11 protein-coding genes and 1 tRNA gene are annotated in these 15,682 nt (G+C 44.2%); 5 read left to right on the plus strand and 7 right to left on the minus strand.

Features of this window, described 5'->3' with window-relative positions:
- The first annotated feature begins 121 nt into the window (after positions 1 to 121).
- Positions 122 to 700, plus strand: a complete 579-nt coding sequence (locus AC805_RS14675) for a PadR family transcriptional regulator (RefSeq protein WP_055076110.1) — start codon at positions 122 to 124, stop codon at positions 698 to 700.
- 31 nt (positions 701 to 731) lie between these two features.
- Here the strand turns inward: AC805_RS14675 and AC805_RS14680 are convergent, their stop codons facing one another.
- From AC805_RS14680 to trmD, 3 genes are all read right to left on the minus strand, one after another.
- Positions 732 to 5,792, minus strand: a complete 5,061-nt coding sequence (locus AC805_RS14680) for a DUF4132 domain-containing protein (protein ID WP_055076111.1) — start codon at positions 5,790 to 5,792, stop codon at positions 732 to 734.
- Between the two features lies 1 nt (position 5,793).
- Complete coding sequence (locus AC805_RS14685; protein WP_231663106.1) at positions 5,794 to 6,207, minus strand: hypothetical protein; 414 nt, start codon at positions 6,205 to 6,207, stop codon at positions 5,794 to 5,796.
- A 208-nt stretch (positions 6,208 to 6,415) separates the two neighbouring features.
- Positions 6,416 to 7,084, minus strand: a complete 669-nt coding sequence (trmD, locus tag AC805_RS14690) for a tRNA (guanosine(37)-N1)-methyltransferase TrmD (RefSeq protein WP_055076113.1) — start codon at positions 7,082 to 7,084, stop codon at positions 6,416 to 6,418.
- 73 nt (positions 7,085 to 7,157) lie between these two features.
- Here trmD and glp point away from each other — a divergent pair, with 73 nt between their 5' ends.
- The 3 genes from glp to AC805_RS14705 all read left to right on the plus strand — a co-directional run bounded on the left by glp (position 7,158) and on the right by AC805_RS14705 (position 10,908).
- A complete protein-coding gene (gene glp / locus AC805_RS14695; RefSeq protein ID WP_082429512.1) occupies positions 7,158 to 8,459 on the plus strand; it encodes a gephyrin-like molybdotransferase Glp in 1,302 nt (433 codons plus the stop codon).
- A gap of 241 nt (positions 8,460 to 8,700) precedes the next feature.
- The gene (locus AC805_RS27205) at positions 8,701 to 9,975 is read left to right on the plus strand and encodes an RNA polymerase sigma factor SigF (RefSeq protein ID WP_331459081.1); all 1,275 of its coding nucleotides are present in this window, start codon (positions 8,701 to 8,703) and stop codon (positions 9,973 to 9,975) included.
- 30 nt (positions 9,976 to 10,005) lie between these two features.
- Positions 10,006 to 10,908 (plus strand): Rpn family recombination-promoting nuclease/putative transposase, encoded by a 903-nt coding sequence (locus tag AC805_RS14705; RefSeq protein WP_055076114.1) that lies wholly within the window; start codon positions 10,006 to 10,008, stop codon positions 10,906 to 10,908.
- Positions 10,909 to 11,240: 332 nt separating this feature from the next.
- Here AC805_RS14705 and atpC read toward each other — a convergent pair whose 3' ends face one another.
- Complete coding sequence (gene atpC / locus AC805_RS14710) at positions 11,241 to 11,645, minus strand: ATP synthase F1 subunit epsilon (RefSeq protein ID WP_055076115.1); 405 nt, start codon at positions 11,643 to 11,645, stop codon at positions 11,241 to 11,243.
- A 119-nt stretch (positions 11,646 to 11,764) separates the two neighbouring features.
- Positions 11,765 to 13,198, minus strand: a complete 1,434-nt coding sequence (gene atpD, locus AC805_RS14715; RefSeq protein WP_055076116.1) for a F0F1 ATP synthase subunit beta — start codon at positions 13,196 to 13,198, stop codon at positions 11,765 to 11,767.
- Positions 13,199 to 13,462: 264 nt separating this feature from the next.
- Here atpD and AC805_RS14720 point away from each other — a divergent pair, with 264 nt between their 5' ends.
- Complete coding sequence (locus AC805_RS14720; RefSeq protein WP_055076117.1) at positions 13,463 to 13,810, plus strand: hypothetical protein; 348 nt, start codon at positions 13,463 to 13,465, stop codon at positions 13,808 to 13,810.
- A gap of 116 nt (positions 13,811 to 13,926) precedes the next feature.
- Here the strand turns inward: AC805_RS14720 and AC805_RS14725 are convergent, their stop codons facing one another.
- Positions 13,927 to 15,297 carry a hypothetical protein gene (locus AC805_RS14725; RefSeq protein WP_055076118.1) on the minus strand — a complete coding sequence of 457 codons (1,371 nt, stop codon included), beginning with the start codon at positions 15,295 to 15,297 and terminating at the stop codon, positions 13,927 to 13,929.
- 57 nt (positions 15,298 to 15,354) lie between these two features.
- Positions 15,355 to 15,427: transfer RNA gene (locus AC805_RS14730), tRNA-Ala, on the minus strand.
- Positions 15,428 to 15,682: the final 255 nt, after the last annotated feature.

The following is a 15,682-nucleotide window of genomic DNA, read 5'->3' on the forward strand; positions in this document are numbered from 1 at the left end:
AATCAATTCTTGGTTTTTAAGTTTTAGTAATTTATAGTTGACAAAACCGATATATCGCGATAGCTTTTATATAGATATCGATATATCGCGATAGCTATTTAAAGCCCATAAGGAGTTACCTATGTTTAGACAATTTTTTTCCCATTTTCCCGATCTAGCTTTGGCAGGAGAAGGACTTAACAATCACTTCTTCATGAGTAGGAGGCATGGACACGGCGATCATTTTGGTGGCGGATGGGGCGATGAACCTCGCACCCGTCGCGGTGACATAAAATTCATTCTGCTAGCACAGCTATCGGAGCGACCCATGCATGGCTATGAACTGATCAAAGAATTGGAAGCCCGTGGTGGTGGATTTCGCCGCCTCAGTGCGGGTTCGGTATATCCCGCATTACAAATGATGGAAGAAGGCGGTTATCTGACGAGCGAGCAGATTGATGGCAAGCGTATCTATACGATCACCGAGAATGGTAGGCAATTTTTGAGTGATCGCCATCAGCAATCCCCAATCAAAAATCCTCGCGATAGCTTCGCAGAAAACATGCCTACTGAATTAATGGAATTACGGCAGACTTTAACCGAGTTAAACGTTGCTGTCATTCAAATCGGTCGCAGTGGCAATCTGGAACATGTCAATCGCTTGCGGGATCTGCTTACTCATGTCAAACGTGAGATCTACAAAATGCTTGCCGAGCAGTAATATTCCTCTGTCGTTGCAGTTTCTTCTGTTATTACAGTAACTGCTGCAAAATTGTAGGATCTTTAATTTCTTTATCCTTGGCGAATAGGAGGATCTTAGAAATTATTTCCGCAGTTTTCGGATCGTCGTCGGCAAAGGGAAGGAATAATCTACCTCGATGCTGACTGTGAACGGGAACAATGCAAAGGGAGCCCCCTGGTTGCCGATGTACCACACCACTGCCGAGGTGGACAGAATAACTGCCGAGTTCGCCTTCGATCAGGGCGTAGTTATTTTGTAAATTGACATTGGTCAGCTTCAATAATCGATTAGTTTCCCGAATCAGCGCCGATCGCATTTCCACCGTAGAAGCACTTGCCTCTGGATCGACTCCGCCTTGATGCGCCACGCTCACCACTAGGTCGAGATCGCGCATGACTTCGCTAAACACTATGGCAGGAACTTGATCGAGTTTGAGAGAAGTGCCGCGACTACGTTGAGAGAAGTAGACAGCATCAATAGTTAAGCCTTCCACTTCGGCGGGAGTAGTCCAACCGCTATTAGTTTCCACAGAGACATATATATCTTGGTCGTAAAAAATGCGATGGATACTTGATTCGTAATCGTAACTATTCGCCACCCAGCCGCGCTGTCCAAATAAAGCCAAAGCCTGTCTGGGATTCACCTGATGTCCAGCATAGCGGCGAGAACCTTTATGTTCAGTTTCCTCCGTAGGAATAGGAAGATAGAGTTCTCGAAAAATTTGTTTAAAAGGTTGCGATCGCTCGGCATGGAAACATTCTTGTTGCCAGAGATGCCATTCACCCGTTTTCACAAGATCGGTGGGATGGGCGATTCGGACTAGATCGGCAGAATTGAGTTGGGTATAGGTGCTGTCATGTTTTCGCAACCGAGAATCTTGCGGATAACCGATCGCCGTTTCGCCAACAAAAATTAACTGCTGCAACATCGGGCGCAGAATCGGATGAATTAATAATTGTTGCAGTTCTGCGCCTGTAAAGCGATCGCCTCGACACATGGATTGTTCGAGAGACAATCGCATTCTTGAGGCTTGTTTGGTTAGTTTCTGTTTGCGCTCCTGAAGAGCCATAATTTCCGCATTCTTTTTGAGAGTCGCAGGAATAGTTTTTTGCGGTTTACCTTTTTTGACGATCGTTAAATTAGGAGCGCCGAGCGCGTCAAGACTGAGACTAACCGAAACATCGCCTTCTGTCACCGTGACTGCACCTTCTACTAAATCAGCGATCGCTTTGGCTTCCATCGCCCATTCTAGGCGTTGAGGATCGGCGTATCCCGCTGTCCGCGACAGGTTTTCCATGGCGATACGGGCGGCAAGTTTTTCACTCGCTTGCCGTTGGGAACCAAATTGTTTAGTACCCTGCATAAATTCTTGAATAACTTCGTAGCGTTGCAAAATATCGGCTTCACGATTCTCTGACTCTAAGGGAATTAAACCCAAGGCTCGCACAGAATCCTGATGGCGCTTTGTTTGAATGCGATCGATGGTTGCCGATTTCTCAATTTGTCCTAACATGGCATCCGCAAACAGACGCGCCCGCGTATGCCCTTGTCCGCCCGCCGCAAATTTTGCCGCTTCGTGGATTTCTTCCCATTGGGCAGGTGTCATGGCGCGATAGGCTCTCCAAAACCAAGCTACATCGACCGCACCATCTACTAGATCTTGGCTGGTGAGGGGCGTATGTTCGCCAACCTGAGCACTCCAACCTTCTCTAATCGATTGCTCGACTTGCCAATGGGAATCTTTGGTATGGGCATGGAACCACCATACGGCTTCAGCAAATGCGGGAGATGCCAGTAGATGCCCGACATACCGCGCCCATTGAGGGGCATAGACCGCTAACTCGATCGCTTTGCGATTAGTAAGTCCAGAAGCGGTAAATTGCTGCGCGAATAGTTCGGGGGTATCGGTGGGCAGAGGGAAGGAAACGCGAATGAGATGGCTAAATACGGCGGCTTTACTAGCGCGATCGTAGCTCCATCCTCGGATAAACTGCTCTTTGCCTAAATTTTGCAAAAGTTTAATTACGGTTGTAATACCTAATACCGACTGCAAGCTCAAGGCGGCTTCGGTCGCAGGGGTAGGTAAATCGCCGCGATCGCTTTCTATCTCCACAATCCGCTCCCGACAGCGATCGACTAATTCTAATAAATACTGATAATCAGCTTCAGGTAAATTAGAGAACTCATTGCGGGTGCGATTATCTGCTGTAAGCGTTCCGCTACGTTGAGTTAATGTTCTCAATTCTCTAAAACAGTAGTAGTTCTCCAACCTTTCACCAACTAAAAAATCTAAAAGATCTGCTTCTGTAACTGCATTGGCTTTGAAGGCAAAAATCATCTGGATTAAATTCGGACGACAACGCTTAATCTGTCCTTCCGACTGATTACTAATCGGCAAAATCTGATAACTTCTATTGTTTTCATTTTTAAGATAGCGCGGTACTGTTCCTAATGGTTCATCAATCCAGCGTAGCAACTGCCATAGTCGTCTTGTCTGTGCTAATGTCCATTCACTAGGACAAGAATTATGATACTGAAAAGCAAAAAGCAACCATGTAGTGAATTGATTGTTTTCACGCCAATCATCAATATATTCATCTGGAGACGATCCAAGACTCTGTAAAACGGTTTGATGAATTGTCGCAAGTGAAAACTGGGTAGCGTCTAAAATAAAATCGACAGCACCTTCAAGAGGATATAGAAACAGCAGCCATTTCAGCGCACACTTAACTAAACTGCTATAATTTAGTCCTTGTACTTCAATCACCAAAATTCGCTGACAATCTCTTACCCATTTAGGTGATTGATCGTTTAAAAAATGGTTCCGAAAGAAAGAATAGTCTTGGAAAAGGTTTTCATGTCCTTGTCTAGGCAAAGAAACTATGGCTCGCAATAATTCATATCCATCGGCATCACGTAACTCTGGTGATCGATTCTGCCACCATTCTTGCCACACCTCTGCTAAAGGTAAATTAGCAAGATTCTCCTCATGGGAAATATCTGGGGAAGGAAAACTTAACCAATGTAAATTCCCTAGCAATTGCTCTTCGCCTTCAGTTCCATCCCATCCTCTCAGTTTAACTGGCACATTGCGATATTCATGAATTAAATCGTCGAGCGATCGCAAAATATTTTTAGCGGCTTCAGAAACTAATACAATTTCGCGATCGGGAAATGTGGGCGGAATAGCGGGAGTACGTTGACTGGGATCGAATAGTCCCAAGCCATTTTCGAGGGTAGCAGTTTGCTGTTTTTCGGGTTCAGAAAATTTTTGTAAAAGCTCTACTTCGGTGGTAGTGAGTTTTGGTCTTTGGCGATAGGCTTCCACTTTTTGATAACAGTCATCTCTTAGACGTTTTGCCCGAATCATTTCATCTAACAATTCCAGTCCTGATAAGCGTTGCCCCGCATCTTTACTGTTTAAAAGGCGATCGCTACTAATAAGAACATCATTGTCCGCTTGATTCAAGATTAAATTCAACACTCCCCGCCGCAGATCGCTACCTTTACGGGTGAGTAAACCCTCCATTTTGACAATCAATTCTGAATTGAGAGAATAGGGTTTAAGTAAATTGAAAATTTGTTCGCGCAAATAGGAAGAGCGATCGCGCATTGCTGCAAAAACTTGCCCCTGAATTTCATCATCCCAAGGTTGTTCTTTAATCAATAATTGGATTACTTGAACCCGCAGCCATACGTCCATCTCCGACAGATAGGGAATCATCTTTCTGGGAGAGCGATCGCCTAAATGATCGTTTAAAGCGCGGATGACCTGCGATCGGTCTAAACTCAACAGCATCCATTCCCAAACTAGCGGTTGTAGTTTCTTCTCATTGGTAGGAATCCTTTGTAAAAAAGCTTCTAAACGTTCAAATAGATCGTGCTCAAATAGATTGTTATTTGTCCGATTGCTATCTATTTGAATAGGATTCTGAATACTATTCTGAATGCCCTGAAAAGCTTGGGCAGCAACTCGCAAATCGCGATCTTCGAGAATAGGTAAGAGTGCTTGCCTCGTTGAGCCTAAATGCAATTGATTCAGTAAGAATGCAGCCACAAAGCGAACTTCCACTTGAGAATGCTGGAGTAAGAGCGTCGCAGGGGCGATGGCAGCTTCAGCATTATCAAAGGCGATCGCCCATAGACAAAGATAAACTTCTTGAGGATCGGCACTTTCTAAGCCCGACTGCCTTAAACTCTCATCTTCGAGAAATCCTAATACTTGACGCAGCGATCGCTCGGCTATTTTCTTATGTTCGACCGTCCAACCAAAGCCAAACCACTGATCCACCGCTCGAATCGTGGCACTAAAGCGGATTAAATCCTGCTCTAAAATCAGCTTCACCATACGCCGAAATGCTTGGGGATGTGCCTGAGCGATCGCTTCCAAAATAGTTTGCCGCAGTCCTTCCTGTCGTTGGGCAGCTAGCAGCAAATTTTCTACAAATGTCCAACAGTCTGGTCGATTCACTATCAATAGCGATCGCACGACATGATTCCCCATAGCCGCGATCGCATGTTCCCCCCTTGCCGAATCTAGCAATATTGTTAATATTTCTTCGGAATGTTCATCTTCCGCTTCTATCGCCGCAGCGAACAGAATGCCAATATCGCTGTATTGATAAATATAAGCTACCCAAATAGGATACCAAGTAATATCCTGCTCATATTGCTGAACTATATTCAGAATTCCCTGTACCCAATTGACTAAAGTGTTAGGGATAATGGAAGATGACAAGCGAAATGGCTGCCTTTGATAGCCATTCTGATAGGGTAGTCGCTGATGTAATTGCCAACCAGCTTCTACATATTTGGCGATTAATGGACATAGTGCTTCAAAGATCTGATATCTTTCCGTAGCACTAACTTCTCCCAAACGATTGGATGATTTGGCAATCTCATCCCAATTTCTCGTCTCCAATCCTTGGGAATCTCTTCGCAATAAAGCCCAAGCAATTTCTCTTAAATTATCTGGGAGAGATGCGATCGCCGTTTGATGGCGCTCTAACCAAATTTCGGGAGTGCTAAAGAATTTTTGTAGTTCTTGAGAAGCCTGTTCGCGCTTTAACATATTAACCTCCTACCATCGCCACGAGACGCAAAAATAATACCTTGCTTTGGGGCTGGAGCGTCACTTGTTCGTCCAGTGATTCATACTGGCGATCGTCAATAAAAACATAATATAAGCCATCGCTAAAAGCCTGAATCGCTGCCTCAAAAGCGGCTTGCAGATCGACAGGTTGGGGTGCAAATTCGCGATCGCCTGAAGTTATTTTGCCTTTTTCCATTCCCCAAGCGATCGCATCCTTAGTCAAAATTTGAGGTAATCTTTGTTGTTCTTGGCGATCGCGAAAAGCAGTCACTTCTGCCTCCACAATATCCAAAATCAAATCGCGTAATGTCAAACCTTCCTGCGAGATTGATACTTGCCACAGCGCTACTGGCGATCGCTTCCGTCCTATAACCTTTGCTTCAACCTCAACCATTTGCATAGTATGACCTATACGCTTATTCAGAAAGTAGATATGGGAGTGATTTTATCACTAAAAATTTATCACTAAGTAGCTAAAAACTATACTGATGTATAGCTGCCGTCAACTGTATCAGGACATAAAACCCAAAATAGTGTTGCCGCGCTCCGCGCGGCAACACTATTTTGGGTTTTATTCTTTAACTATACTTACCTGACAAATACTATAGAAGATCGGGGCGACGCTGTTGGGTACGGAGAATTTGTTGTTCCTTTCTCCATTCCGCAATTAATTTATGATTGCCCGATCGCAATACTTCGGGAACTTCCCAACCTCGGAATACTGGAGGTCTGGTGTATTGCGGATAATCCAGCAATCCATCCTCAAAACTCTCAAACTTAAGCGAATCTTCCTTCCCCACTGTTCCTGGACGCAAACGGACAACGCCATTAATTAGCGCTAGTGCAGGAATCTCACCACAGGTCAATACAAAATCTCCAAGGGAGACTTCGCGAGTGACTAAATGCTCGCATACCCTTTCGTCAATTCCTTCATAACTCCCACAAATGAGGACTAGCTGATCGTAATTGGCTAGCTCCTTAAACATTTCTTGCTTCATCGTTTCACCCTGCGGAGTCAGATAGATAATTTCGCGCTTAGGCAAAATCGGCAATGACTCCACCGCTGCAAAAATCGGGTCTGGCTTCATTAACATGCCCACGCCGCCGCCATAGGGCTCATCGTCAACGCGATGGTGCTTATCGGTGGTGAAGTCTCTGGGATTGGTCAGGTGCACCTCGGCAATCTGATTGGCGATCGCCTTACCAAGCAAGCTTGTTTGCAACGGCGAAGTAAAAAATTCAGGAAAAAGGGTGACAATATCTATACGCATAGACAAATTTTATCGCAAAACCCAAGAACTCCCCAAAACTCTCAAGAACTCCTAAAAACCCCCCAAAACTTCTATGAATATGCTTCCAGTCGCCAAAGTAGAGGAGATCGCTTTAAGTTTGGTAAAACCTTTCGATCCGCAAAGCGATAGTGAAATTATCCCCCTATCCCAAGCTCTGAACCGAATTTTAGCAGAGGATGTCCATAGCGCCTTGGACTTTCCCCATTGGGACAACTCCGCGATGGATGGCTACGCTTTTCGTTATGCAGATCTAGAGGAGAAATTTCAGGAGAAATTTCAGCAGGAATTTCAGCAGGAATTTCAGGAAAGATTGCAGTTAAGGATCGCTGCCGATGAAATCCCAGCAGGAATGGCGATCGCTAAACCCCTAGTAAAAGGCGAATGCATCCGCATCTTCACGGGAGGAATGTTGCCCATTGGCGCGGATACCGTTGTCATGCAGGAAGATACAGAACCTATTGGCAATATTTTGTACTTTCTAATTAAACCGATTAAAGGTGAATATGTTCGTCGTAAAGGTGAATTTATGACCGCAGGCACAACTTTGGTGTCAGCAGGGAGTAAATTAACCCCTACAGAAATCGGTGCTTTAGCTTCGGCAAGATGTCAAAGGGTAAAAGTTTATCGTCAGCCACGAATTGCCGTTATTTCCACAGGGAACGAACTTGTGAGCCTTGATAGTTCGGCTCCACTTCACTTAGGACAAATAATTGACTCCAATTTATATGCTATATCCGCTCTGATCGCTCAATCAGGGGCGATCGCCATTCCCTTTGGCACAGTCCCCGACCACCGAGAAGAATTAGAAATCGCTATCAAAAAGGCGATCGCCACTAGCGATATGGTTATTTCCATAGGTGGGGTTTCCGTTGGTGATTACGACTATATAGATGGATTGCTGGAAAAACTAGGTGCCCATATCCACGTAAGGTCAGTTTCCATTAAACCAGGAAAACCTCTAACCATAGCTTCCCTCACAAACTCTCTTAGTGTGAATAGAAGTGAGGAAAGAATTGTTTATTTTGGAATTCCCGGAAATCCAGTTTCCGCAATGATGAGTTTTTGGAGATTTATTCGCGGTGCGATCGCTAAGTTAAATGGTGCGCGTGAAACCTATTGGCAGCCTCAATTTATTACCGCTTGCACCACGGAAGCTCTTAATTCTCAAGGGCGACGTGAGACCTATCTCTGGGGAAAATTAACCTATCCCAAAGGAATCCCCACCTTTCAACCCGTCTCCAATTACAGTTCTGGCAACTTAATTAGTGCGATCGGGGTAAACTCTCTCGCAGTAATGCGAATAAATCAAACTTATGTACCCGTAGGAGATGAAGTGATAGTTATGTTAATCTAATCATTACATTCTTTCGTGGTGATAATCCGTAGTTGAATGTATAATCTAGGGGGCTGCAACGATATGAGAATCTTATAATTGTCTTAGGACAGAATCTTTAGACAATAAAAGAAATTGGATATAAAGATATAGATTGTATTATTCTCATGGAGTCCCAGATTAGCCTCAGGGCTAGGGGCAAAGGTCAAACAACGTAACCTAATCTATGTGCCATTGACAGCTATTGGTATCAAGCACATGTATGCAAAGTTCTCCTCTAATGTATTGGGCATATTTTCTAGCTGCTTGCATCATTGAGGATGTTTGTCCTATGCAATTAGATGAAAATAGCCTAAACAATGAAAATATCGCGAAACTTCTGCGGGGGTATCGGTTTTCTCCTTCTGAATCCTTACTGCATCAGCTAGTTGAGATTCATATGGGCATAATTCGCGAAACGATCGCTTCTTTACCAATCTCGCTCATCAATCAAACTAATATTGGCGAAAGGCGATCGGGCGATCGCACAGAAACCAGCGAACGTCGGGTATCTAATAAAAGAATTGGCGAAAGGCGTTCGAGCGATCGCGAATTACTAGAAGTAGGTAAGCAAGGCTTTAAAAAGGCCCTCAGTCAATTCAATCCTGAAACAAATCCCAATTTTTCCGAATTCGCCCAATTAATCATCTATCAGCACTTAGAGAACTTTTTGCAAAGGAAGTATTTAGATAGTCGCAACGAACCAAAGGAATCCGAAGAAATGGATTCCCAAATCACGATCTCCAAAAAGCAAGAAACTCTAGAAATTTTGCAAGCCTATCGCTCCAAACCATCGATCAAGCTGCGTAACCAACTCGTAAACCTAAATATTGGCTTAGTGCGCCGTGAAGCATATCACTGGAAAAATCAATGCCAAGAAAGCTTTGAAGATCTGATGCAGGTCGGCTCGATTGGGCTAATTAATGCGATCGAACGTTTTGATGTCAGTAAGGGAAATGCCTTTAGTTCCTTTGCCGTACCCTACATCAAGGGGGAAATCCAACATTACTTGCGGGATAAAAGTCCTACGGTACGAATGCCTCGCGCTTGGCTAGCAACCTATAATCAAGGTTGCAAAATTATTCGTACCAAACGGGCTGAGACAGGACGCGAACCCTCAAGCCAAGAAATAGCCAATCACCTTGGCATCACTGTCACTGAATGGTATGACATCAAACTTGCCTGTCAAAACCGATCGCCTATTAGCCTCGATACACCCATCGATCAAAGTGAGGATAGCAGCACCTCGATCGGCGATCTGGTCACCGATCATAAATATCAAAGTTTTCAACTGGCTCAAGAGGACAATATTCGCCTCCAGCAAGCCCTCGATCTGTTAGAAGATCGCACCCGTGAAGTGGTGGAGTTTGTATTTTTAAAAGAATTTACCCATCGTGAAGTCGCTGAAACCCTAGGAATTAGCGCTGTAACTGTTTCGCGGCAACTTAAAAAAGGCTTAATTGCACTCAAAAAGATCTTAGCTACACCCATCGAATAATAAAAAATTTGCAGTTTAGGATCATATTTAATGCGGCGTGATTCCATCTTCTATAAACTATTCCAACAATTTCCGCCCCTATTATTTCAACTTTTGCCATCGCCACCACCAAATGCTGATGTATATCGCTTTGACTCAGTCGCAGTCAAGGAGCCGAAATTTGAGATTGATGGTGTATTTTTACCTAATGAAGCCGATGGTATTGTCTACTTTTGTGAGGTTCAGTTTCAAAAAGACGAACAACTTTACGAAAGGGTATTTGCCGAATCTTTGTTGTATTTTTATCGAAATCGGCATAGGTTTAGCGACTGGCAAACGGTCATAATTTATCCATCGAGATCGATAGAACAAGGCAAAATTCATCCATATCGAGCATTGCTTAATTCTGAGCAAGTCCATCGTATATATTTGAATGAGTTAGGAAATATTCGTGAGTTGCCGATATGGGTAGCGCTAATGGTCTTAACTACGGTTGACGAAATCCAAGCGCCAGCCGAAGCAAGGTATTTATTAAAAAGAACTGTTGACCAATCATCAAGTCGCGCCATAATAGAAATGGTGACGACAATCATGGTCTACAAGTTTGAAGCATTAAGTCAAAAAGAGGTAGAAGCTATGCTGGGTATCACGTTACAAGAAACAAGAGTTTATCGAGAAATTAAAGCTAAAGGAGTAAAGCAGGGACGTATACAAGGGCGTATGCAAGGAATAAGGCAAGGGCATGAGCAAGGACGTAAGCAAGAAGCAATTAACCTCGTCGTCAGAATTTTGATTAAGCGGTTTGGTAATTTATCTGACGAGATGCGGGCTTCAATTTCAGGTTTATCTTTAACCCTGCTTGAGGAATTAAGCGAAGCGATTTTAGATTTTAGTAATTTGGCTGATTTACAGACTTGGCTAACGGCGCGATCATCTAAATTTCAGAGCCCTTAGTAATATGCTGTTAAAATATAAGCAATTAAACGGCATATTTGGGGGGATTGGCAAAAAGAGCTTCTGACGGAGGGTTTATCATCTGTCACGATCTGACGATAGTGTCAATGGCTTGGAGATTGGTGTTCTAGGTGGCTTTAATGGTGTTTTCTATTTGCTACTGCTTTTGTTTATTTCAGTTTCAAGTCTAATTGCTATAGTTTTTCTACGGAAGGATAAGCTTTAAAACTTTGACCGGGCTTTGATTTGCTATCAAAGCCCAATCAAAGTTTAGTTTTTTTGATTGTGACAGGATATATTTTATCTGAGACAGCTAAAATGCATCCTGCATATTAAATAGCAGTAGTAGCTTGCAATCTAGCGCGAGCATTTCTCACATTTTGCTCAGCTTGAATCTTGCCTTGCTTATCTTCAGCCTTAATACCAGCTAAAGCTTGCTCGGCTTCTTCCAACTTTTTACGCGCTTCGTCAGAATTAATTTCACTACCTAATTCGCCACTACGAACTAGCACAGTTACTTCATTTTCTTCAACTTCAGCAAAACCACCCGTAAGAGCGATCGCCGACCAAGCTTTGTCTTTACGTAGACGTAACACACCTACTTCAAGCGCCGAAATCAGAGGAGCGTGATCGGTCAAAATACCCAATTGCCCTGTGGAACTAGGTAAAATCACTTCCTCTGCGACAGTATCCAGAATCGTCCGATCTGGGGAAATTACTTTTACAGTTAGGGTCATTTTTTAAAATATTTGGTTATTTTTTTAGCTATTAGCTTCTGGGCTATTAGCCGTTAGCTGTTAGCTGTTAGCTTTTGATGAGCTAAACGCTAGCAGCTAAATGCTAATAGCCAAAATACCTAATTACCAGCCTTTAACTTTTCAGCCTTAGCGATCGCTTCTTCGATGTTGCCAACGAGGTAGAAAGCTTGCTCGGGGAGGTCGTCAAGTTCGCCCTTAAGGATGCGATCGAAACCATTGATGCTTTCTTCGAGGGTGACGTACTTTCCAGGCGAACCAGTAAATACTTCAGCTACGAAGAAGGGCTGAGACAAGAAGCGCTCGATCTTACGGGCACGGGCTACAGCCAACTTATCTTCTTCAGAAAGTTCATCTAGACCCAAGATCGCGATGATGTCTTGGAGTTCTTTATAACGCTGAAGAATTGATTGGACACCGCGAGCAACACGATAATGCTCGTCACTAACTACACCTGGTTGCAGCATGGTCGAAGAGGAATCGAGAGGATCGACCGCAGGATAAATCCCCTTAGAAGCCAAACCACGGGACAAAACGGTGGTTGCGTCAAGGTGGGCAAAGGTGGTTGCAGGCGCGGGGTCGGTCAAGTCATCCGCAGGTACGTACACGGCTTGTACAGAAGTAATTGAACCTTCGGTGGTTGAGGTAATCCGTTCTTGCAAAGCACCCATGTCTGTGGCAAGAGTTGGTTGATAACCTACAGCCGATGGCATCCGACCGAGTAGTGCCGACACCTCAGAACCCGCTTGAGTGAAGCGGAAAATATTGTCGATGAACAACAATACGTCTTGCTTGGACACATCGCGGAAGTACTCAGCCATGGTCAAAGCGGTTAGACCAACACGCATACGCGCTCCAGGTGGCTCGTTCATTTGACCGTAAACGAGAGCGAGGTACTGAAGTACGCCCGATTCTTTCATTTCATGGTAGAGGTCATTACCTTCGCGGGTGCGTTCGCCTACACCACCAAACACCGACACACCAGAGTGCTTTTTCGCGATGTTGTTGATTAACTCTTGGATTAATACGGTTTTGCCGACACCAGCACCACCAAATAGACCAATTTTGCCACCACGACGATAGGGAGCGAGAAGGTCAATTACCTTAATACCCGTTTCAAAGGTGCTAGGTTTGGTTTCGAGAGATGTAAAGGCAGGGGATGGACGGTGAATGGGGAATTTTTCTTCGGTGGTAACAGGCCCTAATTCATCAATAGGTTCGCCTAATACATTGAAGATCCGACCAAGGGTGTTAGGACCGACAGGAACGCTAATCGGTGCGCCTGTATCGGTTACATCCATACCTCTAACGATACCGTCAGTGGTACTCATCGCTACAGCACGTACTTGGTTATCACCTAGTAATTGTTGTACTTCGCAGGTGACATTGATGTCCTGTCCTGCGGAGTTTCTGCCTGTTACGACAACGGCGTTATAAATTTCGGGGATTTTGCCACTGGGGAATTCGGCATCGACCACAGGACCGATGATCTTGGTGATGCGCCCGACTGATACTTTCTCTGCGGTTGTTACCATGCTTGCTGTTTACTCCAGCCTCTTAACTTAGAATCTAAAAAATTTGCAATGAAATGACGTGCAAGAAAATGCAGTAGGTCAAACTATAAGAGTTTAACTTTTTTTGCGATCGCATATAAAGCTAACTGCTTCTCAAAATATCATTTAATGGGGATCAAGCGATCGCGGGTTTAGAGTAGAAGTAAAAATTTTGACTAAATCAAGAAAACAAGACTATACTGAAAAAAGCCAGTTTATTGAGCGATTATATTTGGATATAAGTTAATGAATAAGTTTTGGGCATCATTAAGTTTAGTGTCTGTTTTAGTTGGTTCGACAGTTTCTATGAATGGGCAAGATGTGGATGCTCAACCTTCTAATTTTGTTCGTATAAGTGGTGTTGACCTCAATCAATACTGCCGACAAAGGTGGGGAGGATCGAAAGCAGACTTGGTAGAGCGTACTGCTTGGGGATGGCGTTGTTTTTCGGGAAATAATCGCTATTCTATTTCTGTTCAAGATGCGTGCAAAGAGCAAAATCGCAGTTACCCTGTAGTTTCAGCCTATGCAACAAACCCTCGCGATCCCTATTCTTGGGGATGTTTCATTCCAACTGTCCGCTTGATTCCATAGAAATTTATATAGGAATCCTAAGCTAGTTGTGAGAGGCTTCAACGTTGCTCAGCCATCGTATGCCGATGGCTGAGCAACGTTGAAGCTATATTTTTCTCATAAATGAAATAGAATTGCTATAGATATTTGGCAATTTCGGCGAGGGTGATGGGGGTATTGGTGGTGCTGGGCACATCGACAACTACTAAATAGCCATCTACCTTGCCTTTGCCAACGGTATTTAAGGCATCAAGAATCTTCGGCATATCTGCCTCGATCAAGATTCCCCGCTTATCGTAAATTTCTAGGGCGGAAAGACATCCCAATGAGGCATTCCAATCAAAATTTTGGGGATTGACCAGCATCGCCTTACTTTGGAAGAAATCGATCGCTGCGCCACTGCCATGAATCCGAAACTCCGATCGCCCGACATTACCTGCCCAAAAGGTCTGCTGGATCGGGGTATATTTACGCCACGAAGGAGGTAAGAGGGCTTGGTAAGCTTGGAGATTGCCTGCGAATTTACCTTTTTGATTGGGTAAGAATGCGTTAACACCATCCTCAAAAGGGACGAATAGATTCACCAGCGAAAACTGTCCGTAAGCGTGAAACACCTCGTCATCGGGCTGTAATGAGACCCCTTCCATACGGTAAATCCCTTGCGGAGTCCGCCCGTTGGTGAAGTACCAGTCAAGATTGCGCAGGGATTGCAGTAGCAAGGGGGTTGACCATAGTTGCTTGCCCTGCATGACAAATTTACCATTGCGATCTTTAAGAATCGCCACACACAATACATCGCGATTGGGGCGACAGAGCACGTACATATGAGCCTGTTGCGGTGCAATTTGCCATTTTAAGAGGTCAGAGAGATTGGGAAGTGTATTTTCATTGAGTTGGCGATCGCCTAGAACCGCTTGTAAAGTATTTCTCAAGTATAGATCTTGCGACCAATTGGGAAAGCGTTGTTGCACCCTCAGACTTAGTTTTGCCATTGAAGAATTGGGGATATCTTGACCTGTCTTTGCTAGGGCTGCTAGGGATAGGGCGACCCATTGGGGGTCATTGCTGGAGTTCACAGTGTTTAAAAAAGACTGTTGCAGTCTGCCATAAACTGCAGGCTTAATCCGATATAATTCCATGCCCACCTGCATCGCCGTATCGATAATCCCTTTTTGCGGATCGCTGAGATTGGGGGCTGTCGTCATTTGCAAGACATTTTCTAGGGCTTGCGCGGCATAATCTTTTTCGGGTGCTAATACGCCGAGCGCCCATAGAGAGTCTTGCCAATGGGGAGCATTGCTTTCGGTAAGAGGATATTTCTGGAGATCGAATCGGCTGGGATTCGCCTTTTGCATTTGATCTTGGATTTGGGATTTTCTAGCCGTCTCAGTAGCTTTGGGTTGATAAGCGCGAATTGCTGGGGTCTGAGCCTCTACGATGGGTGGGGTAGTTGCCGAAACAACAAAAAAAGCGATCGCCGCTAAAGCACTGGACGTTAGTTGATACATAGAAATTCTTGTCACAAGAAAATAGGGAGAACGCAATGCGTTCTCCCTATTTTAGTATGGAGCTAAGCGGATTCGAACCGCTGGCCCTCTCAATGCCATTGAGATGCGCTACCAACTGCGCTATAGCCCCTAACCACTGAAAAAACTTAAATAATTTATCAGCTTGTCTATAATCGCTCAAATTGAGTTATATGTCAAATGCGATCGCAAAAAAATTTTTATGAACTGGAAATCAGTATAAGGGACTTGCTATGTAATTAAAGTATAGCTATAGCCAAATAAGTTAAGACATAAAACCCAGAAGAGTGTTGCGGCGCTTCGCGCCGCAACACTCTTCTGGGTTTTGTTTTTGTTTTTGTTAACTGGCTACTGATATACCTGTGGC

This window comes from Pseudanabaena sp. 'Roaring Creek' (genome assembly GCF_001402795.1).
Classification (GTDB): Bacteria; Cyanobacteriota; Cyanobacteriia; order Pseudanabaenales; family Pseudanabaenaceae; genus Pseudanabaena.